Source organism: Streptomyces sp. NPDC038200, from assembly GCF_055600785.1.
In genome coordinates this window covers 205,903-228,614 of sequence record NZ_JBVJYH010000010.1, presented here as the reverse complement: position 1 = coordinate 228,614, position 22,712 = coordinate 205,903, and the positions used below count along the sequence as shown (strand labels likewise).

Here is a 22,712-nt window from a genome sequence, read left to right as displayed (position 1 = left end):
GCGTGCACGAGTGCTGACTGAACGGTAGCACTCGACGGGGTGCCGTGTCCGTGATCCGGTCAACGAATCGCCGGAGCGGGCTATTCCCGGGCGGCGGGCGAGACGGCGTACATCCCGGCGACCGCGCCGGTCCGCAGCGGCGCCGGACTCACCGCCGGAGCCTCCCGTCCGGGCCTACCATCGAGCTTCTTGTCAGGGGAACGTCAGGAGGATCCGGTGGACACCTCACCCGCCCGCACCCCGCATCGTCTGGACCCCGCCGGTGGTTGCCCGCACGCCGTCAACGCACGGCTGCTGGCGCAGGGCGCCGTGGCCCCGGTCGAACTGCCCGGTGGGATCGAGGGCATGGCCGTCCTCGGGCACGAGGCCCTGAAGGAGTTCCTGCAGCATCCCGAAGTCGCCAAGGACGCACGCCACTTCACGGCGCTGCGCGAGGGGCGGATCACCGAGGGCTGGCCGCTGCTGACCTTCGCCACCGTCCCGGGCATGACCACCGCCGACGGCGACGACCACCGGCGGCTGAGGTCCCTGGTCGCGCGGGCCTTCACCCCCCGCCGTGTGGCGGAACTACGCCCCATGATCGAGGAGTTGACCGACTCGCTGCTCGACGGCCTGGCGAGCGCCGCCGCGGCCGACGGCGTCGCCGATCTGCGCCGGCACTTCGCGCTGCCTCTGCCGATGGGCGTGATCTGCGAACTCCTCGGTGTCGACGCGCGGTTCCGGGACCGGCTGCACCAGCTCGGCGACCGGGTCGTGGCCACCGACACCACCCCCGCCGAGGCCATCGCCGCCCACCGCGAACTCGTCGCCCTTCTCGGTGAGATCGCCGCGGGAAAAGCCGCGAACCCCGGCGACGACCTCACCAGCGCGCTCATCGCCGCCCGCGACGAGGGCGGCGACCGGCTCGGTCAGCGGGAGCTGATCGGCACCCTGCTGCTGATGATCATCGCCGGCCACGAGACCACCCTCAACCTGATCACCAACGCCGTCCGTGCGCTGTGTGCCCACCCCGGGCAGCTCGCCCTGGTCCGGGCGGGCGAGGCGAGCTGGGCCGACGCGGTGGAGGAGACGCTGCGCTGGGACGCGCCGGTCAGCTACTTCCCGTTCCGCTACCCCGTGCGCGACCTCACCGTCGCCGGGACGCTCGTACCCGCCGGCACCCCCGTGCTCGCCGGCTACTCCGCCGCCGGCCGCGACCCGGCGGCGCACGGCCCGGACGCCGACCGCTTCGACCTCACCCGCGCCGCCCGGCCCGGCGCCGTACGTCACCTGTCCCTCGGTCACGGCGCCCACTACTGCCTGGGCGCGCCGCTGGCCCGGCTGGAGGCCACGGTCGCCCTGGAGCGGCTGTTCACCCGCTTCCCGGAACTCCGGCCGGCCGTCCCGGAAAGCGACTTGGCGCCGCACGCGGGCTTCGTCGGCAACAGTGTGCGGAGCCTGCCGGTGCGGATCGCACCGTCCGCGCCCTGAGCCGCGCACGGCCGCCCCGCCACGGATACGGAGCAGATGTCCGCAGACCATAACGATCCCGGACGTCGGGGGACTTGACCGCCAACCGTGTACTATCTTCGCGGCATGTCCACGCCACCGCAGCCCGCGCAGCCGGCCGATCAGCCTGCTCAGCAGCCCCAGCAGCCTGCCGTCCCGCCGCAGCCGACGGCCTACCCCTATCCGAACCCGCAGTCGCCCCCGCCAGGGGCCTTCTACGCGCAGCCCACGCTGGCCGGCCAGCCCGCGCCGGGGCAGCCGGGACAGCCGCAGCCGGGGAACCCCTACGCGCAGCCGCCGCAGTACGGGCTCGTGCCGCCCGCCCCGCCGGCCGGCGGCGGGGCCGGCCGGGCGGTGCTGTGGGCCGCCGTCGGAGCGGTCGTGGCCTCCGCGGCCTGGGCGGCCGGCGTCTTCCTGATCGGCGGGAAGGGGGCCGACGCCGAGCTGCGCGGCTACTCGGCGCCCTCCAACATGTGCTCCGGCGCCGACTACTCGTCCTTCAAGGACGAGTACACCGAGAACGACTCCTCGCCGACCCACACCTCGCTCAAGGACAAGGCGCTGGACGAGAGTTACTGCAGCCTGGGCCTGAAGAAGTCCGGCTCGTCGTACGCGGACGCCTATCTGACCATACAGCTGGACCTGCACAAGAAGACCGACCCGGCGGCCGAGTTCACCGCCACCTGGAAGAACTACGGCGACAGCCACACGGGGTACGACGTCGACCCGGTCGAGGGCATCGGCGACGAGGCCTACCTGGTCAGCCAGGACACCACGAACGGCTCGTCCAGCGGCTCCCGGTACGCCACGCTCGCCGTCCGGGACGGCTGGGTGACGTACACGATGGGCTACAGCTGCTACCTCACCTCGTACGACGAGGACAAGGACCCGCCCGCGCTCACCGATGTGACCGACTGGCTGAAGACCGACGCCAAGGCCACGCTGCAGCAGCTCCGGGACTGACAGCGCCGTGCCGGGAGGCTTCAGGCGCGGTCGCTCGGTCCGGCCGCGCCCGAAGCCTCTTTCGCGATCTGCTCGAACCGCGCGCCCATGGCCTCGGCGAGGACCTGCGCGCCCGACAGCGGACGGACCATGACCGTGAAGTCGTCGATCAGTCCGTCCTCGTTCACACGCAGGAAGTCGCAGCCGGTCAGCTCACGGTCGCCCACCCGGGCCCGGAAGACCAGCGCGTGGTCCGGGCCGTCCGGGTCGCCGATCTCGCGGACGTACCGGAAGTCCTCGAAGACCTGGACGACCGCGCGCAGGATCGCCGCGGTGATCGCCTTGCCCGGATACGGCTTGAAGACGACCGGGCTGGTGAAGACGACGTCCTCGGCCAGCAGCGCCTCGACGGCGTCCAGGTCCCGGGCTTCGACCGCCTCGCGGAACGCACGCATCGGATCACCTCGCATAGTCAACTAATTGATTAGGTGCCGATGAGATTAATCAACGGCTGCTAGCCTGTCCATATGTCGCTCAAGTACGCCGTTCTGGCCGCCCTGCTGGAGGGCGAGGCCTCGGGCTACGAACTGTCGAAGGGGTTCGACGTCTCGCTCGCGAACTTCTGGCCCGCCACCCCCCAGCAGCTCTACCGGGAACTGGAGCGCCTCGCGCAGGACGGGCTGGTCCAGGCCCGCACCGTGGAGCAGGAACGCCGCCCCAACAAGCGGATGTTCACGCTCACCGAGACCGGCCGGGCCGAGCTGAGCGCGTTCGCCGCCGAGCCGCCGAAGCGGCCCACCGCGATCCGCGACGAACTCCTCATCAAGGTCCAGGCCCTGGACGGCGGCGACCCGGAGACCACCCGGGCCCTGATCGAGGAGCGCCGGGGCTGGACGCGCGGGAAGCTCGACCGCTACCGGCGGGTGCGTGAGCGCCTGCTCGACGGGCGCACCGAGGAAGAGTTCCTGGGCGCCGCCGACCGCATCGGGCCGTACCTCACCCTCATGGCCGGGATCGGCTTCGAGGAGGAGAACCTGCGCTGGTGCGAGCGGGCCCTCGCGATCCTGGAGCGGCGCCGTGAGGTCGTGTCCCCTTCCCCTTCCGAGGCCGTGCCCGCTCCGAAGCGGTGAGGAGACCCGCACCGCCGTCCCGCCGTCGGGCCGTCGTGCCGGTGATCGCTCGTGGGAGTGGTGCTGCCGCGCGGTGCCGCCCGGGACCGGGGGCGGTACGGCACAGTGGGCGGGTGCCTCGCCGACTTCTTCCGCTGCTGGTGGCGGCGCTGGTGAGCGTCGCCGGCTGCACCGTCGTCAGCTCCGCCCCCACCTCCGAGACCGTTCCCGTCCGGCGCTCCGCCGCACCGGAGACGGCGGCGAGACCCTCGGTGCTCCAGGAACCGGTACGGGAGCCGTCCCCGCGCGCGGCGCTCGTCCGCACGGGCCGGGGGCATGCGCACGGGTCCGGGACGGCCTCCGTGCGGAGGCACAGCCCCCGGCCGGGCCGCGGTCCGGTGCCCGCGCCGCCTCCCCGGGGCGCGGCAGCGGCCGCGCCGCCGGTACGGCACCCTCGCCCGGTGCGGCGCACCCGCCCGGACCACCGGCCGCCCGCGCACCGGCGGGCCCCCCGCTCCCGCCCGGCCTCGCGGCCGCCCGCCGCCATCAGCATGCGCGACCTGTGCCGCCAGGCGGACGGGGTGGCCGTGCCCGAGCTGGTCCGGCTCTGCCACGCCGGCTTCGGCTGACGACGAGCGGAGCCCGGGCCTGCGACGGTGACCGCTGCCGCTGCCGCTGCCGCTGCCGCTGCCGTCGTCGCGGCACGCCGTCATAGGGTGACGGCATGTACGGTCCAGAAGGCCCCTCCCTCCGCGAACTCGCCGTGCAGGCGCTCTCGTCCGTCGAGCGCGGCTACGACCTGCTCGCGCCCAAGTTCGACCACACCCCCTTCCGGACGCCCGACGACGTCCTGGACTCCGTGGCGAAGGCGCTGACGCCGCTCGGTCCGTTCGCGGACGGGCTCGACCTGTGCTGCGGCACCGGGGCCGGGACCCGGCTGCTGACCGGACTGTGCCGCCGCAGTGTCACCGGGGTCGACTTCAGCGCCGGAATGCTGGACATCGCCCGGCAGCGGGTACGGCCCGCCGGCGCACCCGGGGTCGCCTGGGTACGCGGCGACGCCCGGGCCCTGCCGTTCACGGCCGCCTTCGACCTCGTCGTCTCCTTCGGGGCGTTCGGCCACTTCCTGCCGCGGGAGCTGCCGGGGCTCTGCGCCCAGGTACGGGCGGTGCTGCGGCCCGGTGGCCGCTTCGCCTTCCCGGTGTTCGCCCCGCCCGGCCCCGCGCATCCCGCCTTCTGGCTGCTGCTGGGCTTCGACGCGGTGATGAGGGTGCGCAACGCGCTGTGGCGACCGCCGTTCGTCATGTACTACCGGGCGCTCCGGCTCGGCACTTTCGTGCGGGAGCTGGAGTCCGCGGGCTTCGCGGTCGAGCTGCGCCCCCTGCCCGAGTTCGGCCGGCGAGCCGACGGCAGTCCGCGCGCCCGGCTGGTGGTGGCCCACGGCGCCGGCGCGCCGGCCCCCGACGTCACCCCGCCGCGGGCAGGGTGAACTCGTAGACCAGTGCGTCCTGTTCGGCGTTCACCACCAGATCGGTGATCTCCAGCGGGCGCGCGTACTGATCGTGCACGCGCCGCGTCACCCGCACCGACGAGGCGTCGCCGACCTGGGTGATGGCGTCCCGGTGGTGCAGGGTCAGCCCGGCCTTGCGCATCCAGTCGTAGGCCCGCCGCAGCTGGGCGGGGGTGGCCCCGTCGGCCCGGTCCCGGTAGCGGGCCAGCTCCGCCACCTCGGCCAGCGCCACCGCCGAGAACGACGTCACCGCGGTCCGCAGCGACCGGCCGTCCGGAGTCGCCGACAGGTAGCGGTGCACCAGGGTCGGCCGGTGCGGAGCCAGGCCCAGGGCCTGCGCGTGCTCCGGCGGCGGCGCCTCCCAGGTCACCGTGGCCCGGTCCACCGCACAGGGGTCCGCCGACCGGGCCCCCACCGGGAAGGTGAGCGATTCCGGTGCCTCGACCGGACGGCCGGGCAGCGTGGCGTGGGTGCCCCGTCGGTCGGTGGCCACCAGACCGCTGCGGCGCAGCACGTCCAGTGCCTGGCGGACGGTCTCCCGGCTGACCCCGAAGTGCGCGGCCAGGTGGCGCTCGCCGGGCAGTCGTTCACCCGGCGGCACGGTGCCGCTGCGCAGTTCGTCCAGCAGCAGCGCCGCGATCCGTCCGTACAAGGGCCGGCCGTCGAGGGGTGGGGGGTCCTGCGGGGTGGTGCGGGCCATGCCGCGCCCTCCTGTCGGTGACAAAACGTAGTCGTGCGGGCTCGTTCCGCGACCACAATTAGCATTGGTCTAAACCACGAGGGAAGAGCGGTCTGCCGGTTCGACCGAAATCCACCCGCGCGCACGACGGTCACCGGACGCCGCGGCGCGTTCTCACAGGGCGCGGTAGAGGGCCTCGACCAGCGCTGTTTTCCGTGGATCATTGGCGATGTGGGGTCCCATCCGGTTCATGACGTACCCCAGGGACACCCCGGCGTCCGGGTCGGCGAGCCCACAGGAACCGCCGAATCCGTCATGGCCGAAAGCCCGCGGATCGGGGCCGTACGAGCCCTGAGGCCCGCTCAGCCACAGACCGAGCCCGACCTCCGTCTCTCCCTCGAAACCCGCCCCGAGCACCAGATCCCGGCAGCTGCCCTGGCCCTCGCGCACCCGCTCCGCCGCCTCCGGCGACAGGATCCGCCGGCCGCCGTACGAACCGCGTCCGGCGAAGACGCCGTACAGCGCCGCGACCGCCCGTGCGGTGCCGTGACCGCCCGCCGCCGGGATCTCCGCCGCCCGCCAGCCGGGGCTGTTCGCCTGCGCCGCCCCGACGACGGGATTGGCCAGGGCCGCCAGCGCGACCGGGGTCAGCCCGCCGAGGCCCGCCCCCTGTTCACCGGTCGACGCGACCGGAGCGTGCACCAGCTCGGCCGCCCGGCCGAAGTCACGGGCCGGCAGGCCGATCGAGAAGTCGATCCCGAGCGGCCCGGTCACCTCCCGCTCCAGGAAGGCCCCCGGCAGCAGCCCCGAGATCCGTCGCACGACCTCCCCGACCAGGAAGCCGTAGGTCAGCGCGTGATACCCCGACCGGGTGCCCGGCTCCCACCAGGGTGCCGTGGCCGCGAGCCGTGCGGTGGTCAGCTCCCAGTCGTACAGCTCCTCCAGGCTGTGCGGCTCCCGCAGCCCGGACAGTCCGGCGCGGTGCGACAGCAGATGGCGAACGAGCACCTTCTCCTTGCCCGCGGCGGCGAACTCCGGCCAGTACGCGGCCACCGGCGCGTCGAGGTCTAGCAGTCCCCGGTCGGCGAGGATGTGCGCGCACAGGGCCACCGGGCCCTTGGTCGTCGACCACACGTTCACCACGGTGTCCCGCTCCCAGAGCCGGGTGCGTGCCGCGTCCGCCCAGCCGCCCCAGAGGTCCACCACCGTCTGCCCGGCGACGGTGACCGCCACCGCCGCGCCGAGTTCGCCCCGCGCGCGGAAGTTCTCCTCGAACGCCTCGCCCACCGCCGCGAACCGGGGGTCGCAGTGCCCGTGGATCCGGGCGGGCGCCTCCGGTGTCTGCTGTGTCTCCTGTCCGGACATGTGGCCTCCGTCGTCGCCGGAAACCCGAGCCGCGACCTGCGGCCCGGGCGCACTGAACGTACCGACTGGTCGGACTGGAGGGAAGGGTGGGTGCGGTGGGCGCAGCGCCGGCGGCTGCCTCAGGCGTACGAGCCCAGCCAGCGCATCTTCGCCGCCTCCTGGAAGGGGCCGCCGCCCTCGTGGTCGTTGAAGTCGTACACCTCGATCGCCTTGTCCTCGTGCGCCCATGCGTGGAAGGCCGCGAACACCGTCGAGGGCGGGCACGTCTGGTCCTCCAGGGCCGCCGAGAACAGGGCCGGCGCCCGGCCCCGGGCCGCGAAGTGCACGCCGTCGAAGTAGGACAGGGTGCGCAGCACGTCCGCGGAGCGGCCGCGGTGCGTCTTGAGGAACAGGGCAATTTCCCGATACGGGTGACGGTCCGTCAGTGTCGCCGCGCGCGGGAAGTCGCACAGGAACGGTACGTCCGGGGCGACCGCGACCAGGTCGGGGACGAGTCCGCCGACGGCCAGGGCGATGCCGCCGCCCTGGCTCGCACCGGTCGCCACCGTGCGGGCCGGGTCGGTGAGCGGGTGGGAGCGGGCCGCCTCGACGGCACGCACGGCGTCCGTGAACACCCGCCGGTAGTAGTAGTTCTCGGGTGTGTCGATGCCCCGTGTCATGAACCCGGGGTACGCGGGTGCCGCGCCCACCGGGTCGGGCGTGCCGCCCCCGCCGCCCCAGGCGCTGCCCTGCCCGCGGGTGTCCATGGTGAAGTGCGCCCGGCCCGTGGACGCCCACAGCAGATGCTCGTGCGGCAGGCCGCGCCCGCCGCCGTAGCCGATGAACTCCACGACCAGCGGGAGCGGTTCCGTGGCCCCGGCGGGCAGCCGCAGCCAGCCCTTGACGGGGTGGCCGCCGAACCCGGCGAACGTCACGTCGTACACCTCGACCGTGGACAGTCCGGTTTCCACCGGCTCGAACCGCGCGTCGAGTTCGTGCTCACGGGCCTGCTCAAGGGTTTTGCCCCAGAAATTATCGAAGTCCTCGGGTTCATCGGACTCGCTCTGGTATGAGCGGAGTTCGTCCAGAGGGAGATCGAACAGGGCCATCGACAACCGCCTTTGCGAAGGGAGACTGTGCGGCCCCACGGTACGTGTGTGATCGGATGACTCGCCAGGGTCACGCGGGGCGGAGGGCCGCGTCCGGGACCGCCTGGCGCTGTTTCGATGCGCTGGTCGGAAGGCAGGCAAGCGCTTGTACCGGAGGAGTGGTCGGCGGAGTGCTCAGGCGAGCAGTGGTCGGATCATCCGGCGCTCACGTCCTCGGCTGGTTCCACCGCGGCCCGGTGCGGGCCCACTCCCGCTCCCACTCGGCCAGCCGGTGGCGCAGGGCGATCCGGCGCTCGGCCGCGCGGCCGAGGAACACCACGGTCGCCGCGCCGGCCGCCGCGGCCGCCCCGACCGTGACGGCGTGCTGCCAGACCGCCACGTCGTCCGGCGGGGGCGCGACATTGCGGCCCCGGGAGTCGAACCAGACCGAGACCGGCTCACCGGCCCGGCTCCCCGCCGGCACCCGAGCCCACGCCGTCCGGACCCCCTTGCCCGGCTCGGTCCAGCGGACCTGGGCGCGGTAGGCGTGCCGACGGTCGTCCCGCAGCGTGGACAGCCGCTCGGGCGGGTCACCGATCACCACGGCACGCACCTCGTGGCGCTCGGCCCGCTGCTCCGCGGCGAGCGCCCTGGCCCGGTCGTGCGCGTGCAGGCCCGCGGCCACCCCCACCAGGGGCGCCACCACGGACAGCAGGACGGCGACCACGAGCACCGTCCACGCCTCCACGACGTCCGACCGGCGCCGCAGCGGATTGCGCCGCCAGCGCCAGCCACGCACCCGCGTCCGCATGTCCACCTCCACGCCGCCACCGCCGGAGCCGGCGAGCCGGGAGAGCCGGGTCACCGGTCCACCGCCCCCGCCGCTCACGCACACGCGCGTCCACACCCGTCTCGTACCCCGTTCGGCGTACCTCGCGCACGCCGTGAACCGCGAGTTCCAGCCCATATGGCGCACGAGCCGAGCCATGGGCCCCACGATCGCGCGCCCGGCCTCGCCGCGCGCCCCGGGTGTCCCGGCAGCCTCCGTGTCTCGGTACCCCTGTGCCCGCGGGCTCGGGCGGTCTCCGGCCCTCAGCCGAACCGTTCGATCCGGATGCGCTCCACCGGCTGGCCCGCCGCGACCAGCAGCCGGGAAGCATGCTCGGCGAACCCGTTGGATCCGCACACATAGGCTTCCCATCCACCGATGGGCTGCTCGGCCAAGAGCGGCGCCACATGTGCGGCCGTCATACGACCCACGGGGGTCCCGGGGGGAGCGCTCCGGGTGAACACGGTCGTCGTCTCCCCGCCCAGCTCGGCCGCGTAGATCAGTTCCTCGGGGCTGCGCGCCGACACCAGCATCCGCAGCGGGACGGCGAGGCCGCGCGCCCGGTGGTGCCGCACCATCGACATCAGCGGTACGACCCCGGAACCGGCCCCGAGCAGCAGCGCGGGCCGGTCGCCCGGCCAGGCGAAGAAGCCGCTCAGCGGGCCGCGCACCTCGACCGTGTCACCGGGCCGGGCCACCGTGTGGAACCAGCCGGAGACCTCGCCGTCCGGCACCCGGTCCAGGGTCAGCTCGATGTGTCCCGAGCCGTCCGGGGCCGACGCGATCGAATAGTGGCGCTGCGCCACATAGCCGTCCGCGGCGATCAGCCGCAGCATCAGGTGCTGGCCGGGCAGGTGCCCCGCCCAGCGCGGCACCGCCAGACGGAACGTGGCGGCGTGCGGTGTCTCGTGGCGGATCTCGGTCAGTGTGGCGGTCTGCCACACCGTGGCCGCCTCGGCGTTGACGGCGATCCGTCCGGGCACCGCGAACCGTGTCGCGGGAGTCGTCGTCTCAGTCACCGGAGTACCGCTGTTCCTCCCAGGGATTGCCACGCGCGTGGTAGCCGTTGCGCTCCCAGAAGCCCTGCTCGTCGTGGTCGAGCAGGGTGATGCCCGCGATCCACTTGGCGCTCTTCCAGAAGTAGAGGTGGGGGACCAGCAGCCGCGCCGGACCGCCGTGCTCGGGCGGCAGGGGTGCGCCGTCGTACTCCCAGACGATCCAGGCCCGCCCGCCGGTGAGGTCGGCGAGCGGCAGGTTGGTGGTGTACCCGGTGTGGGAGTAGGCGAGGGCATGGGTGGCGGACACATGGGGCCGGGCCATGGTCAGGAAGGCGTCCAACGAGACACCGCCGAACCGCACACCGAACTTCGACCAGCCCGTCACACAGTGGATGTCACCGTCGTACGCCGACGCGGGCAGCGCGTGCGCGGCCTCCCAGTCCCAGGTGTGCGGGTGCTCGACCAGGCCGTCGATACGGAAGGACCAGTCGGTGGCCGCGAGGTCCGGGGTGACCTCGGCGGACAGGACGGGCCAGTCGTCGCGCGCGTCGTACTGCCCGGGCGGCAGGCCCGGGTTGTGGACGCGCGCGCGGCCCGTGAAGCCTCGCGTGACGTTCATGCTTCAACCGTACGCTGTCGTTCCGGGTGCTCCGTCCCTGGTGGTCGCCGCCATCGTTGCGGCCGTATGAACTCTGCCGGGGACCGGGAATACCGGCTCGGTGCCACTCCTTGCCGATCGGTGCCGGCCCCGTGCGCCGGTGACAGCGCGAGAGAAGTGAGGAACGAGGATGCCCCAGGCGTACGTCTCCACAACCGTGATCGAGGTGGCCGCATGAGCGTCGTGAGCAGCCCGGACGGCGCCGGTACCACCGTCGGTGGCGCCGCCGCCGGGACCGCCGTCGGTGTCCCGCACGTCCTGGACAATCCCGCCCTGGCCTCCCTGACCGGGCCGCACGCCCGCTTCGCCGAGCGGCGGGGCCGGGTGCTGCGCTACCCCGTCGACGTCTCGCCGTGGCTGGCGCTGCCCGACGAACCGGACGCGCGGGACTGGGCGGACCTCGCCGCGCTGGCCGGTCCCGGCGCCGAGGTGCCGCTGCCCGGCTTCCGCGGCGAGGTGCCGGAGGGCTGGGAGCTGACCCTCCGGATCGAGGGTGTGCAGTTCGTGGACGACGGCCTCGCCGCCGCGCCGGACGCGGAGGCGGTCCGCCTCGGCCCGGCGGACGTGCCCGAGATGCTCGACCTGGTGGAACGCACTCAGCCGGGGCCGTTCCTGCCGCGCACCGTGGAACTCGGCACCTACCTCGGCATCCGGCGGGACGGAGCGCTCGTCGCCATGGCGGGGGAGCGGCTGCACCCGCCGGGCTGGACCGAGATCAGCGCGGTCTGCACCGACCCCGCCTTCCGCGGTGAGGGCCTGGCCACCCGCCTGATCCTCGCGGTCGCGCACGGCATCCGGGAGCGCGGCGAGACGCCGTTCCTGCACACCAGCGCCGAGAACACGGGCGCCATCCGGCTGTACGAGTCGCTCGGCTTCCGGCTGCGCCGGCGCACCGCGTTCGTCGCGGCCCGCACGCCGCGGCGGTTGACGGACGACCGCGCGGCAGCGCAGGTGCCCGCGGCCCGGTGACTCCGTCACGCGGGATCGTCACCGCCCGCGCTCCGGTGATCCGGCACGCCGCCATCGGTGCCGCCCGCGCTCCGGTGATCCGTCACGCGGGATCGGCGCCGCCCGCCCCCGCGTTGTACCGCTCCAGGTAGGCCGCGAACCGCGTCAGGTCCTCCTCCGGCCAGTCCGCGAGCCGCTCGCGGAAGGCGGCCCGGCGGCTCCGGGTGACCTGGGCCAGGATCTCCAGGCCGGCCTCCGTCAGGTGCAGCACCTGGACCCGGTGGTCCTCCGGGTCCAGGCGGCGCTCGATCAGTCCGGCCCGCTCCAGCGCGGCCACCTGTCGGCTCACCGTGGACTTGTCCAGGGCGTAGTGGGCCGCCAGGTCCGTCGCCCGGCAGCCGCCGCGCTCCTCCAGGTGGCCGAGCAGGGTGTACGACACCAGGGACAGCTCGGGGTGCATGCGCCCCGCCGACGCACGGGCCCGGCGGGCGAAGATCGTCATCTCGCGCTGGATCGTCTCGACGGCCGACTCCGCTGCGCTCACGGGAATACCTCCTCCGGTGTTCTAGTTGTATAGTACAACTTGAACTGAAAGTTGTATAAGCCAACCTTTGGAGGTCGCGCTCGATGAGGTCACCGGCACTGCGTCATGTGCTCACGCACCTGATCACCCCGCTGCTGATGTGCATAGGCATGGGGCTTGCGTATATGGCGGCGTTCGTCACCCCTGAGCCGCACCACATGCCGGTCGCCGTCGTCGGTACCGCTCCGAAGGCCAAGGTCTTCGCGCAGACGGTCAAGGACACCGCGGGGGACAAGCTCGACGTCCGGACGGTGGCGACCCGCGCCGACGCCGTCGAACTGCTGAAGTCCCGCGAGGTGACCGGCGCCTACGTGCCGAGCGCCAAGGCGCCCGAGCTGCTGGTGGCGACCGCCGCGTCCGACATGGGCGCCACGGCCGTGGAGAAGGTCTTCACGCCGGTCGCCGCCGCGGAGGGCGTCCCGCTGAAGGTCACCGACGTGGCCGCGCCGGTCGCCGACGACCCCACCGGCCAGGGTCTGTTCTTCCTGCTGATCGCGGTCAGCATCGGCTCCTACGCCTCGGTGGCCGCGATCGGCGCCGCGGGCGCGGGCCTCGCGATGCGGGTCCGCGCACTGCTCGCGCTGGGTGTCTCCGCGGTGGCCGGCGGCATCGGCGCGTTCCTCGCCGGGCCGGTGTTCCACCTCGCCCACCACGACCTCGCGGGCGTCTGGGGCCTGGCCTGGCTCTACTCGGCGGGCATCCTCTTCATCGGCGTCGGTCTGCACACGTTCCTGAAGCGGTGGACCACGCTGGCCATGATGGTGCTGTTCGTGATGCTCAACTTCACCAGCTCCGGCGGCCTGTTCCGACCCGAACTGCAGAACGGCTTCTTCGGCACCCTGCACGCCTTCTGGAACGGCGCCGGCTTCGTCGAAGGCACCCGCAGCCTGCTCTACTTCGCCGACGACGGTCTGGGCCGCGCCCTCTGGACCCTCGTGGCCTGGCTGCTGGCCGGTGTCGCGGTGACGGCGGTCGCCGGCCTGTACGAGCGCACCCGCCGGTCCCGGCAGCACTCCGCCGAGCCCGCCACCGCATCCGCCGGGACCAGGACGGAGGCCGAGCCGTCGAAGTCCCGGAGCGAGGCCGCGGCGGAGGCGGAGGAAGAGGCCGAGGAAGAGACCGAGGAGGCGGTCGGCGTCTGACAACGGACGCGTGCCGCACGGCTTCCGCCGGGAGGGACCGCCGACGGGGAAGTGCCGGGCGGCCGACCGGCCGTGGCCCCCGGGCGGCCTCCCGGCGGAAGGATCCGGTCGTGGGCCGTGGGGTAAGGTGGCCGTCCGGTCGCGGACGTTCGCGGCCCCGAGGGCGAGGAGGTGAGACCCATTACCGCTGTGTCGGCAGGGGTGCTCTCTCCTCGTGACGGCGCGGTCGACCGGCAGCGGTGACCGCGGGAGCGCCCTGAAGCTTTCGCGCTCCCGAAAGGCTCTCGGCTTTCATGCCCACCCCCGCATCGCTCTCCCCGCCCGCCGTCGTCTCCGCGCTCCGCGCCGCCGGCTGTGTCTTCGCCGAGGACGAGGCCGAGTTGATTCTCGCCACCGCCCGTACACCCGGGGAAGCGGCCGCCATGGTGGACCGGCGCGCCGCCGGGCTGCCGCTCGAACAGGTCCTCGGCTGGGCCGAGTTCCACGGGCTGCGCATCACCGTGGAACCAGGGGTGTTCGTCCCCCGCCGCCGTACCGAGTTCCTGGTCGACCAGGCGCTGGCCGCGGCGCCGGACGCGACCGTCGTCGTGGACCTGTGCTGCGGTTCCGGCGCGCTCGGCGCGGCCCTCGCCGCCGCCCTGGACGGTGCCGAGGTGCACGCCGCCGACATCGACCCGTCCGCCGTGCGCTGTGCCCGCCGCAACCTCGCCGGCTTCGGCGGCCGGGCCCACCAGGGCGACCTCTACGACGCCCTGCCCGCCGGCCTGCGCGGCCGGGTGGGCGTCCTGACGGCCAACGTGCCCTACGTGCCCACCGCCGAGGTGGCCCTGCTGCCGGCGGAGGCCCGCGACCACGAGCCGCTCGTCGCGCTGGACGGCGGCGCCGACGGACTCGACGTGCTGCGCCGGGTGGCCGCCGGGGCACCCGAGTGGCTCGCCCCCGGCGGCTGCCTGCTGACCGAGACGAGCGAACGCCAGGCGGCGGCCGCCGCGGCGGCGCTCACGGCCGCCGGTCTGACGACCCGTCTGGCGGTCTCGGACGAGCTGTACGCGCATGTGGTGATCGGCGTACTGCCCTAGGGCCTCTCGTTTGGATCAGGCCGGGCTCGCGGGCCCCGGCACCGCGCCTCGCCGCGTTGTCGTCGGTTGCCATGGCTCCGCCATGGCGCCCTCCTCCGCCTTGCGATGCACGGCACCGGACCCCGCTCCCTGATCCGGCCTGATCCAAACGAAAGACCCTAGGCGGGTCCTCCGGTCCTCGCGGCCCGGGGGAGAAGCGTCCGATGTGCGGCCCCCGCTGCCCGGAGGCGGGGGAGGCACCCTCCTCGGCGGGGCGGCGGTCGCGGCGCCGCGCTGCGGCCGGGGGCGGGCCGTCCGCACGCGGACCGGCCGTACGGGTGCGCGCGTTCCGGCCTCGCCGGGGGCCGATGTGTGACAGCTTGTATCCATGGCGAGTCGCATACTTCCGATTCGGGTCGGTGACGTCGAACTCCTCCTGGAGACCGTCCCGGTGGCCGGATCGGAGTCCACGTCCAGGCTGTCCGACGCGGGAGACCGTGTCGTCGACGCGTTCGACCGGGCCCGCGACGCGCTCGTCGAGATCGCGGCGTCCGCCGCCGACGCCGTCCACCGCCTGGGACAGCGCGCGGCACGCCCCGAGTCGCTGGAGGTCGAGTTCGGCCTGAAGTTCTCCGCGCAGGGGAACGTCGTGGTGGCCGGGGCGTCGAGCGAGGCGGCCTTGCTGGTCCGGGTGGTGTACGACGCCGCACGGATGCGGACGGAAGAGCCCCCGGCAGGGGCCGAGTAGCGGGGGACCGATGGGGGACGCACGCATCGCGCGGCACCTGGGGAGGGTGCTGGGCGCGTGGGACGAGGCCGCCGGCACGTGTTTTCAGATCGCGCCGGGCTTCGTGGTCACGGCCTGCCACATCCTGGAGGAGCTGGGCTGCGACCGGCCCGGGGACCAGGTGCGGACCGACGCGCTGAACGGCTCGGTCACCGCCTGCGCGACGGAGGTCCTGGCCGTCGACGAGGCGCACGACCTGGCCGTCCTGCGCCGGCACGAACCGCTGCCCGGCCCGGTGCCGCGGCTCGTGCCCACGGACACGTTCGCCCTCCTGACCGACGTGGTGGTCACCGGGGTGTCGGAGGTGGAGGACGAGAAGGGGCACGAGTACCGGCACCTGGACGCCACCGGTGTCTGGCAGGGCGGAACGGTCCGCGGGAGCGGGGTCGCACTGGGCCGGCTGACGTCGACGTCGCTGATGCCCGGCATGAGCGGCGCGCCGGTACTGCGCCTGTCGGACGGCGCCGTCGCCGGGGTCGTGTCGGGCCGCTACAACAGCACCGACGGCTGGCTGCGCGACTCGGTGTGGGTGGCCCGCACCGAGGACCTGACGGACCTGCTGCGGAGCGTCGGCGCACTCTCCCTCGTCCGCCGGATCGTCCTGGCCGACGGCGAGCCGGAGACCGTTCTGTGGGCGGTCGCCTCCGCGCAGCACACCCCGCCGGGCCTCCCGGCCGGTCCGGTACCCGGTCGCCCGTCCGCGCCCGGCCCCCGTCTCCCCGGGGACGGCGGCGGTCCGCGCGAGGCGGCCCTGGAAGCCGCCCGGGTCCTGATCGCCCTCGACGACAGCTGCCGCGGGACCGGGCGGCTCGGACCACTGCTGGACGACCTGATCACGCGGGCCGCCGGAGACGATCCGGACGGTGTGCCGGTCAGGGACTTCCGGGCCCGGCTGCATGCCCGCGGACTCGACCCCCGGGTGCTGCTGCCATCGGCCGCGGGGCACGGGGAAGCTCTCCGCCGCTGGGCCGGACCGCTCGCCGGAGCCGTCGACGAGGCGGAGGTGTCCGCGTCCGGGCAGCTCCTGGCGTCCCTCCGGCGTGTCCTGGCGGACGAGGTGCGCGGACCGCTCTTCGCCGAGCTCGCCGAATCGAGCCGCCGCAACCTGGCGGCTGCCCTCGACGACAGGCACACCCTCCCCCTCTCGGCCTTCCTGCGCGCGTTCGAGGCGCAACTCCCGCCGCTGCGCTCCACGTCCACCGAGGCGGTCCTGGCCCGCACCCTCACCGACGACGGTCCGGGAACCCGGCCGGGGAAGGGCGCCGGACCCTCGTCGGGAGCGAGCGGGACCACCGGACCGTCGGCTTCCTCGCTCCCGCCGCGCGCCGCGACGGCGTCGTACTACCACCGGGCCGAACTCTCGGCGCTGGCCGCGCAGATGACCCGGCTGCCCGACCCCGACCCGTACGTCACAGGCCGCGACGACCTGATCGCCGAGGTCGTCCGCAAGATCGACCGCGGCATGGAGCGCCGCGCGAGGGCGACGGCCTTCCTGTCCGGCCAGCCCGGCGTCGGCACCTCCACGGTCGCCGTCGAGGCGGCCCGCCTGCTCGCGCCCGCCTTCCCCGGCGGAGTCTGCTACGTCGACCTGGCCGGACTGGTCCCCGAGGCCCGCAAGCACCCCCGGGACGTCGTCAGGAGGGTGAGCGAGGCGCTCGGGCTGGATCTCGGTGGCGGTACCCGCGGCGACGCCCATCTGTTCGAGGCGTTCACCGCCGGGCTGCGCGACCGTTGCGTCCTGCTCGTCCTCGACAACGCCCTCGACGCCGAGCACGTCGCGCCGCTCGTGAAGGTGCCCGCCACCTGCGGCGCGATCGTCACCTCCCGCGACAGCGTGCAGGGGTACGCCGACCGCGGACTGGTGTTCCGGATCGGTCCGCTGGACCGCGCGGCGTCCATCGAGGTGCTGGCGGGGTGGGACGAGGACGGTGTCCCGGAGACCACCGGCGCCCCGCACGTCACCCTGGACCGGATCGCCGGCCTGTGCGCGGACGTGCCGATGGCGCTGCGCATGGTCGCCGCCCGCATGGCCGGCCGGCCCGACCTGACCCCCGAGCACCTCCTGCAACTGCTGGAGCGGGAGACCACGCGGCTCGACTACCTCGACGCCGGCGACCGTGCGGTCCGGGTCGCGATCGGACTCAGCTACGACATCCTGGGCCCCGAGGTCGCCCGCACGTTCCGCCTCATCGCCGCCGCCCCCGGGTTCGCCCTGACCGGGCCCGAGGCAGGGCACTGCCTGGACACTCCGGCCTACGACCAGGAAAAGCTGCTGAACCGGCTGGTCGACCGCAGCCTCGCCGCACAGCGAGCGGTCCGCTCCTTCACCGGCCGGCACCTCGCCACCTTCAGCCTCTTCGACCTGGTGCTGCTCTTCGCGAAGGAGCGGCTCGCCCAGGAGGAACCCGAGGAAGACGTGAGGGACTTCCAGCACCGCTCGGTGGCCTATCTCCGTGACCGTCTGACCGAGGTCAACGACCAGCGCGCAGGCGCCGACCTGTCCGGGGAGCTCGACCCGACCCGCTTCCACGCCGCCGTTCACCTCGCCGAGCGGCACGGCTGGCTGGACCTGGCGACCGATGTGGCCGTCGGACTGCACGTGCTGTACTCCGCCCGGGGCGAACTCGACGCGGTCCTCGACATCAACGGCACACGGGTCGACCTCCATCTGCGGCACGGCCAGCCCGAGGAAGCCGTCAAGGCATGCCTCCTCAATGCCGACACCCTCGCGGAGACCGCCTGCGAAGCGGCACTGGAGTCTGCCCGGCGCGCCGGGGAGATCGCCCGCGAACACGCCCTCACCGCACGCGCCGCGGAAGCCGACTTCAAGGTGAGTCTGCTGCTGTGGAAGGGGGAGAACCTGCCCGCGGCCCTGGTGGCCGCCGAGCGCGCCGCCGACGTCCTGATCGCCATGGGCCGCGAGGCGCAGGCCGTGCATGCCGCGATCAACACCTGCATCCTGGCCCAGGAGACGGGTGACACGGCGCGTGCCCTGCGATGGGGCCGCACCGCGACCGAGGTGGCCGAACGCTGGGCCGACACCGGCACGCGCGCCTCGGCCTTCTTCGAACGCGCCCGTGCGGAACGCGCCACCTCCGGAGTGTTCGACTCCATCGTCTCCGGGCGCCGTGCCGAAGACCTGTACAAGGCCGTCGAGGACTGGGCGAACGCGGCGGTCTCCTGCCGGAACGCCGCCTCGGCGGCCTTGTCCGTCAACGACGCGGCCACCGCGGTGGAGATGCTCGGACGCGCCGCCGACCACTGGGAGCGCCACCGCAGCATCCCCCATCTGCTGGAGACGCTTGTCGACCTCGCAGCCCTCCACATGACGAACGACACCCCCGGACAGGCCGGACACGCCCTCGCCCGGGCTCGGAAGGCCGCCGAGACCGCCCCGGTCCCGGTCGAGGCGGCGCTGCTGCACGCCGAGGTGCTGCTGCGGGACGCCGCGCTGAGCCTGTTCCTCCCGGACGGCGCGCAGGCCGGGGGCCACGCGTCCCGCCTGCCCACCCTGCCCTCGCCCGACGGCACGGGTGGCGCCTCCCCGGACGACGACCCGGAACTGCGGCGCGTACGCGACGTGCTGCGGCGCCACCGCGACGGCGTGCTGCCCGCCGCCGAGGCACGCGAGCGGACCCGGAGCTTCCTCTCCCGCCCCACCCGCAACGGCCCCCCGTCCTTCCCGCTGTGGCTGCACAAGGAGTTCGGCACACAGCGCGCCGCGCGCACCGCCCTCGCCTCCGGCTGACCGCCGGTGTTCGAGGCCGCGGGACCTCCCGCCGGTCCGGTGCCGGGCCGGATCCCGCGCTAGGGCAGTTCCTGCGCCCGCGCGATGAGCAGCGCCACGTCGTCGTGATTGTCCGGGTGGTGGAGCGTGCGCAGGAGGAGGTCGCAGGTCTCCTCCAGGGGACGGGCGGGGTCGTCGAGCAGGGACAGCAGGGCGGCCAGGCGTTCGTCCAGCGAGTGGCGGCGGGTCTCCACCAGGCCGTCGGTGTAGAACACCAGCTCGTCGCCGGGTTCGAAGTCGACCGTGACGGTGGTGAATTCGACCCCGCCCACCCCCAGCGGCACCCCGGTGGGCAGGTCGAGCAGCTCCGGTGGACGGCCGGGGCGTACCCGGGCCGGCGGCAGATGGCCGGCGTTGGCGATCCGGCACTGGCGCAGATGCGGGTCGTGGACGGCGTACACGCAGGTCGCGATGGAATGGTCCAGGGCCGAGGTCGTCTTGTCCAGGTGCTCCAGCAGCCGGGCCGGGTCCAGATCGAGGGCGGCGAGCGTGGTCGTCGCCGTGCGCAGCCGGCCCATCGTGGCGGCGGCGCTGATGCCGCTGCCCATCACGTCGCCCACCACGAGCGCGGTCTTGCCCCCCTCCAGCGGGATGACGTCGAACCAGTCGCCGCCCACCTCGCTGGTGGCGCCCGCCGGCTGGTAGCGGGAGGCCACCTCCAGACCGGTGGTGACCGGCGGGTGACCGGGCAGCAGACTGCGCTGCAGCGTGAGCGCGGTGTTGCGGGCGTTCTGGTACCAGCGCGCGTTGTCGATCTGCACGGCCGCCCGGGCGGCCAGCTCCCGCGCCAGCAGGACGTCGTCCTCGTCGAAGGGAGCCGGATTGCGGGTGCGTTTGAGGTCGAGCGCGCCCAGCACCTCGCCGCGTGCGATCAGCGGCACCGCGAGGTACGAGTGCAGTCCCGCCCGGCCGAGCAGGACGGCCGCCTCGGGTGAGCGGGCGATCCGCGGCAGGTCCTCGTCCTTGACCTGCGGCACCAGCACCGCCTCGCCGCTGCGCACGCACTCGGTGACCAGGCGGTCGGGTGCGTACCGGGCGATCCCGCCGGGCCGGTCGGCGGCCCGCACGGCGTCCGAGCCCTCCTCCGGGCGCAGGGCGAGCGCCCGGATCACCGCGGACTCCGAGGGGCCGAGCGTGCTGGGCCGGCCCTCGACCACCGCGTCCAGCAGGTCCACGGCCGCCACGTCCGCCAGCTCCGGCACCGCGACCTCGGCCAGCTCGCAGGCGGTGCGCTCCAGTTCGAGCGTCGTACCGATCCGGGCGGAGGCGTCGGCGATGACCGCGAGCCGGCGCCGCGCCGCCTCCGCCTCCACGGAGGCCCGGTGCTGCTCGGTGATGTCGACCACGGAGACCGCCACCCCGAGCACGTTGCCCATGGCGTCCTCCAGCCGGTACAGCGAGTGCGACCAGGTGTGGTCCTCGTCCGGGTCGGCCGGGGTGCGCCCGACGAGCGTGCCCGCGATCACCGGCACACCCGTCTCCAGCACCCGCCGGGCGGTGGCCTCCAGGGCGTCGGCGTCCAGCAGGGGCAGCACCTCGGGCAGCGTTCTGCCCACATGGCCGGCGGCCGGCACCCCGTTGATCCGCTCCAGCGCCGGATTGACCGAGACGAACCGCAGCTCGATGTCGAGCACGGCGTAGCCGATCGGGGACTGCTGCACCATCCGCTCGGACAGCGCCACGTCCTGCTCCAGCCGCCGTACGGTCGACTGGTCGGCCGCGAGCCCGAGGGCGTACACGTCCCCGCGGTCGTCCAGCAGCCGCATGTTGCGGAACTCCACCAGACGGGTGCTGCCGTCCTTGTGCCGGACCGGGAAGCCACCGGCCCAGCTCTGCCCGGTCCGCATCACGTCGGCGAAGAGCTTGCCGACCAGCTGGACGTGCCGTTCGTGCACCATCAGCCGAGCGGCGTACTGGCCGAGGGCCTCCTGCGCGGTGTAGCCGAACAGCTCCTCCGCCTGCGGGCTCCACAGGACGATCCGCCCGTCGGTGTCCAGCACCACCGACGCCACGCCCAGTACGTCGAGCAGACCGCCCGGACGCACCGGCCCGCGCGCCGGCTCGCCGTTCTCCGCCACCGGAGCCTCGGCTGCACTCATGCCACGCACCGCCTTCGCCCGTCCGCACGGCACGCCGTCCCCCGTGCCGACTCCCCTTGTTCTACCGCGCTCACACCAGACTCTCCGACGCCTTCGCCGTCAGCCTCCACCATCTCTCGACACGGCGGCGGACGTCCGCCGAAGTCGCCGCGCCGGTGATGCGCGCCGCGAGGCTTCCCCGAGACCGTACAGCGCGGTCCCGCGAGCCGTGAGAGTTCACGCTCATGTTGCTCCATTGGTCTGTACATGACCACGACGCCACGCCAGACTGTCCGCCGTTCGAGTGCCCCCACCCCTTCGAGGAGTCGGCCATGCCCGCGTTCGCCCGGCAACGTTGTCACGGAGTTCTCGCCGGACTCGTCACCCTCGCCACCGCCGCCGTCGTGTCCCTCGCCGCCCCGGCACCGTCCGGCGCGGCCGACCTCTGGACCGAGACGGGCTCCGACCGTGCCGACCCGCTGACCGAGAGCCAGGGTCTGACCTCGGTGGAGGTCCCGGCGAACAGCCCCAACCGGTACACCGGCATCGGCACCATCCCCCTCGGTGTCTCCAGCCGCGGCTGGAACCACGTCGGCGACCCCGACGCCTCGTACAACGGCTACTACATCGAGCCCTACCAGCAGGACTCCGGCAACTCGAAGATGTACCGCGTGCAGGCGCCCGGCGGCGCCTGGTCGGAGTACGTCCACACGCTCGGCGCGGGCGAGGCGCTGAACAACTCCTGGGTCGCGATCTCGCCCGACGGCCAGTGGATGCTGTCGGGCGAGTACGGCACGATGACCCGCTTCCTCGTCTTCCCGACCCCGGGCGTCAACCCGTCGACCTCTCCCTCGGCGAACCTCCCGCAGGTCGCGACCGTCCGCCTGGACCACGCCGTCCGGGACGTGCAGGGCTGCGACTTCTCCGGCCCGACCACCCTGCTGTGCTCCTCCGACGACCCGGAGGGCAGCCTCTTCGGCGTCACCAAGCCGCTGCTCCAGGTCGACCTGTCGGCCGCGCCCGCCGGCACGGCCGACGTCACCGGCCATGTCGGCGTCCTGCGTCAGCTGCCGCTGCGCAGCTCCTGCTCGGGCGCCTTCGAGGCGGAGGGCATCGACTACGACCGCCGCAGCGGCGTCCTGCGCGTGATCGTGGTCTCGCCCGGCTTCTGCGTGCTGACGGACAGCAAGACGTACAAGTTCTCCCGCGGCTGAGGTGTGCGCGGCGGTCCGTGGTGTTTTCCTGGGGATGGACGCGGTTCGGCGGGGTACCCCGATCCACCGCAGCGCGGCCAACGAAAGGAGCGATCATGACAGACACGGAGCGGTCGCATCCGGAAACCGTCTCGGTGGAGATCAGTGGATATTCCAAGGACGACGCCCGGCTCGTCTTCGAAGCGCTCAGCTCCTGCTTCGCTTCCGACCGGACTCCCGAGGAAGTGCCCCAGCAGCTCCACGAGACCCGACCGATGGTATGGCTCGGCACCTACGACGTCGCGGACGCTCGTGGGCACGGCTGTCCGCCGGTCCATCTGGACTCGCCCGTCCAGGCGGACGTCCAGGGCAGTTACTGGGCGGTGGAGCGGTTCCGGCACACCCTGGACTCCATGTTCAGCGTGCAGGAGACCTGCACGGCCTCCGGCGACCAGGAGCGGGATCTGCACCTGCGCCTGGAAAGCCGCTGA

The 22,712-nt window shown here is 73.6% G+C and carries 21 protein-coding genes; 12 read left to right on the top strand and 9 right to left on the bottom strand.

All coding sequences use genetic code 11. The annotated features are described in order from the left end of the window. Positions 1–216 precede the first annotated feature (216 nt). Both ACZ7KF_RS22365 and ACZ7KF_RS22360 read left to right on the top strand, forming a co-directional pair. Positions 217–1,470, top strand: coding sequence for a cytochrome P450 family protein (locus tag ACZ7KF_RS22365; RefSeq protein ID WP_471077660.1), 1,254 nt, complete (start codon positions 217–219; stop codon positions 1,468–1,470). A gap of 105 nt (positions 1,471–1,575) precedes the next feature. Next, entirely contained in the window at positions 1,576–2,451 is an 876-nt protein-coding gene (locus tag ACZ7KF_RS22360) for a hypothetical protein (RefSeq protein WP_471077657.1), read from the top strand. A 20-nt stretch (positions 2,452–2,471) separates the two neighbouring features. On the opposite strand, the gene ACZ7KF_RS22355 is transcribed toward ACZ7KF_RS22360, so the two are convergent. Beyond that, positions 2,472–2,885, bottom strand: a complete 414-nt coding sequence (locus tag ACZ7KF_RS22355; protein WP_471077654.1) for a nuclear transport factor 2 family protein — start codon at positions 2,883–2,885, stop codon at positions 2,472–2,474. Between the two features lie 72 nt (positions 2,886–2,957). Between ACZ7KF_RS22355 and ACZ7KF_RS22350 the strand changes: the two genes are divergently transcribed. The 3 genes from ACZ7KF_RS22350 (at position 2,958) to ACZ7KF_RS22340 (ending at position 5,028) form a co-directional block, all read left to right on the top strand. Continuing rightward, the gene (locus ACZ7KF_RS22350) at positions 2,958–3,560 is read left to right on the top strand and encodes a PadR family transcriptional regulator (RefSeq protein WP_471077651.1); all 603 of its coding nucleotides are present in this window, start codon (positions 2,958–2,960) and stop codon (positions 3,558–3,560) included. 113 nt (positions 3,561–3,673) lie between these two features. After that, a complete protein-coding gene (locus ACZ7KF_RS22345) occupies positions 3,674–4,168 on the top strand; it encodes a hypothetical protein (protein WP_471077648.1) in 495 nt (164 codons plus the stop codon). Positions 4,169–4,263: 95 nt separating this feature from the next. After that, positions 4,264–5,028: a class I SAM-dependent methyltransferase gene (locus ACZ7KF_RS22340; protein ID WP_471077645.1), complete on the top strand. Its 765-nt coding sequence runs from the start codon at positions 4,264–4,266 to the stop codon at positions 5,026–5,028. Here ACZ7KF_RS22340 and ACZ7KF_RS22335 read toward each other — a convergent pair. From ACZ7KF_RS22335 to ACZ7KF_RS22310, 6 genes are all read right to left on the bottom strand, one after another. After that, on the bottom strand, positions 5,006–5,749 hold the full coding sequence (locus tag ACZ7KF_RS22335; protein ID WP_471077642.1) for a GntR family transcriptional regulator: 744 nt from the start codon (positions 5,747–5,749) through the stop codon (positions 5,006–5,008). The two genes, ACZ7KF_RS22340 and ACZ7KF_RS22335, sit on opposite strands and share 23 nt — an antisense overlap. Positions 5,750–5,902: 153 nt before the next feature. Further along, entirely contained in the window at positions 5,903–7,093 is a 1,191-nt protein-coding gene (locus ACZ7KF_RS22330; protein ID WP_471077639.1) for a serine hydrolase domain-containing protein, read from the bottom strand. Positions 7,094–7,212: 119 nt separating this feature from the next. Continuing rightward, positions 7,213–8,181 (bottom strand): acetylxylan esterase, encoded by a 969-nt coding sequence (locus ACZ7KF_RS22325; RefSeq protein ID WP_471077636.1) that lies wholly within the window; start codon positions 8,179–8,181, stop codon positions 7,213–7,215. A 205-nt stretch (positions 8,182–8,386) separates the two neighbouring features. Further along, positions 8,387–8,971: an Rv1733c family protein gene (locus ACZ7KF_RS22320; protein WP_471077815.1), complete on the bottom strand. Its 585-nt coding sequence runs from the start codon at positions 8,969–8,971 to the stop codon at positions 8,387–8,389. A gap of 281 nt (positions 8,972–9,252) precedes the next feature. Next, positions 9,253–10,008, bottom strand: a complete 756-nt coding sequence (locus ACZ7KF_RS22315; protein ID WP_471077633.1) for a ferredoxin reductase — start codon at positions 10,006–10,008, stop codon at positions 9,253–9,255. Continuing rightward, positions 10,001–10,606, bottom strand: a complete 606-nt coding sequence (locus tag ACZ7KF_RS22310; protein WP_471077630.1) for a sulfite oxidase-like oxidoreductase — start codon at positions 10,604–10,606, stop codon at positions 10,001–10,003. Before ACZ7KF_RS22310 ends, ACZ7KF_RS22315 begins: the two co-directional genes overlap by 8 nt. 213 nt (positions 10,607–10,819) lie before the next feature. On the opposite strand from ACZ7KF_RS22310, the gene ACZ7KF_RS22305 reads away from it, so the two are divergent. Next, the gene (locus tag ACZ7KF_RS22305) at positions 10,820–11,614 is read left to right on the top strand and encodes a GNAT family N-acetyltransferase (RefSeq protein WP_471077627.1); all 795 of its coding nucleotides are present in this window, start codon (positions 10,820–10,822) and stop codon (positions 11,612–11,614) included. 82 nt (positions 11,615–11,696) lie between these two features. On the opposite strand, the gene ACZ7KF_RS22300 is transcribed toward ACZ7KF_RS22305, so the two are convergent. Then, the gene (locus ACZ7KF_RS22300; protein WP_471077624.1) at positions 11,697–12,137 is read right to left on the bottom strand and encodes a MarR family winged helix-turn-helix transcriptional regulator; all 441 of its coding nucleotides are present in this window, start codon (positions 12,135–12,137) and stop codon (positions 11,697–11,699) included. An 83-nt stretch (positions 12,138–12,220) separates the two neighbouring features. On the opposite strand from ACZ7KF_RS22300, the gene ACZ7KF_RS22295 reads away from it, so the two are divergent. From ACZ7KF_RS22295 to ACZ7KF_RS22280, 4 genes are all read left to right on the top strand, one after another. Beyond that, entirely contained in the window at positions 12,221–13,318 is a 1,098-nt protein-coding gene (locus ACZ7KF_RS22295) for an ABC-2 transporter permease (protein ID WP_471077621.1), read from the top strand. Between the two features lie 293 nt (positions 13,319–13,611). Beyond that, positions 13,612–14,397 carry a putative protein N(5)-glutamine methyltransferase gene (locus ACZ7KF_RS22290; RefSeq protein WP_471077618.1) on the top strand — a complete coding sequence of 262 codons (786 nt, stop codon included), beginning with the start codon at positions 13,612–13,614 and terminating at the stop codon, positions 14,395–14,397. A 367-nt stretch (positions 14,398–14,764) separates the two neighbouring features. Then, on the top strand, positions 14,765–15,124 hold the full coding sequence (locus tag ACZ7KF_RS22285) for a CU044_2847 family protein (protein WP_471077615.1): 360 nt from the start codon (positions 14,765–14,767) through the stop codon (positions 15,122–15,124). A 10-nt stretch (positions 15,125–15,134) separates the two neighbouring features. Beyond that, complete coding sequence (locus tag ACZ7KF_RS22280) at positions 15,135–18,911, top strand: trypsin-like peptidase domain-containing protein (protein ID WP_471077612.1); 3,777 nt, start codon at positions 15,135–15,137, stop codon at positions 18,909–18,911. A gap of 59 nt (positions 18,912–18,970) precedes the next feature. Here the strand turns inward: ACZ7KF_RS22280 and ACZ7KF_RS22275 are convergent, their stop codons facing one another. Continuing rightward, a complete protein-coding gene (locus ACZ7KF_RS22275; RefSeq protein ID WP_471077609.1) occupies positions 18,971–21,049 on the bottom strand; it encodes a SpoIIE family protein phosphatase in 2,079 nt (692 codons plus the stop codon). Positions 21,050–21,360: 311 nt separating this feature from the next. On the opposite strand from ACZ7KF_RS22275, the gene ACZ7KF_RS22270 reads away from it, so the two are divergent. Together ACZ7KF_RS22270 and ACZ7KF_RS22265 are read left to right on the top strand one after the other, a co-directional pair. After that, positions 21,361–22,242: a hypothetical protein gene (locus tag ACZ7KF_RS22270; RefSeq protein WP_471077606.1), complete on the top strand. Its 882-nt coding sequence runs from the start codon at positions 21,361–21,363 to the stop codon at positions 22,240–22,242. Positions 22,243–22,337: 95 nt separating this feature from the next. Beyond that, on the top strand, positions 22,338–22,712 hold the full coding sequence (locus tag ACZ7KF_RS22265; RefSeq protein ID WP_471077603.1) for a hypothetical protein: 375 nt from the start codon (positions 22,338–22,340) through the stop codon (positions 22,710–22,712).

Bases quoted from the DNA above. Each gene is read 5' to 3' on its own strand.
- ACZ7KF_RS22340 (WP_471077645.1), top strand. From the start codon at position 4,264: ATGTACGGTCCAGAAGGCCCCTCCCTCCGCGAACTCGCCGTGCAGGCG.
- ACZ7KF_RS22325 (WP_471077636.1), bottom strand. From the start codon at position 8,181: ATGGCCCTGTTCGATCTCCCTCTGGACGAACTCCGCTCATACCAGAGC.
- ACZ7KF_RS22330 (WP_471077639.1), bottom strand. From the start codon at position 7,093: ATGTCCGGACAGGAGACACAGCAGACACCGGAGGCGCCCGCCCGGATC.
- ACZ7KF_RS22280 (WP_471077612.1), top strand. From the start codon at position 15,135: ATGGGGGACGCACGCATCGCGCGGCACCTGGGGAGGGTGCTGGGCGCG.
- ACZ7KF_RS22310 (WP_471077630.1), bottom strand. From the start codon at position 10,606: ATGAACGTCACGCGAGGCTTCACGGGCCGCGCGCGCGTCCACAACCCG.
- ACZ7KF_RS22335 (WP_471077642.1), bottom strand. From the start codon at position 5,749: ATGGCCCGCACCACCCCGCAGGACCCCCCACCCCTCGACGGCCGGCCC.
- ACZ7KF_RS22265 (WP_471077603.1), top strand. From the start codon at position 22,338: ATGACAGACACGGAGCGGTCGCATCCGGAAACCGTCTCGGTGGAGATC.
- ACZ7KF_RS22360 (WP_471077657.1), top strand. From the start codon at position 1,576: ATGTCCACGCCACCGCAGCCCGCGCAGCCGGCCGATCAGCCTGCTCAG.
- ACZ7KF_RS22295 (WP_471077621.1), top strand. From the start codon at position 12,221: ATGAGGTCACCGGCACTGCGTCATGTGCTCACGCACCTGATCACCCCG.
- ACZ7KF_RS22320 (WP_471077815.1), bottom strand. From the start codon at position 8,971: ATGCGGACGCGGGTGCGTGGCTGGCGCTGGCGGCGCAATCCGCTGCGG.
- ACZ7KF_RS22355 (WP_471077654.1), bottom strand. From the start codon at position 2,885: ATGCGTGCGTTCCGCGAGGCGGTCGAAGCCCGGGACCTGGACGCCGTC.
- ACZ7KF_RS22290 (WP_471077618.1), top strand. From the start codon at position 13,612: ATGCCCACCCCCGCATCGCTCTCCCCGCCCGCCGTCGTCTCCGCGCTC.
- ACZ7KF_RS22350 (WP_471077651.1), top strand. From the start codon at position 2,958: ATGTCGCTCAAGTACGCCGTTCTGGCCGCCCTGCTGGAGGGCGAGGCC.
- ACZ7KF_RS22305 (WP_471077627.1), top strand. From the start codon at position 10,820: ATGAGCGTCGTGAGCAGCCCGGACGGCGCCGGTACCACCGTCGGTGGC.
- ACZ7KF_RS22275 (WP_471077609.1), bottom strand. From the start codon at position 21,049: ATGAGTGCAGCCGAGGCTCCGGTGGCGGAGAACGGCGAGCCGGCGCGC.
- ACZ7KF_RS22270 (WP_471077606.1), top strand. From the start codon at position 21,361: ATGCCCGCGTTCGCCCGGCAACGTTGTCACGGAGTTCTCGCCGGACTC.
- ACZ7KF_RS22285 (WP_471077615.1), top strand. From the start codon at position 14,765: ATGGCGAGTCGCATACTTCCGATTCGGGTCGGTGACGTCGAACTCCTC.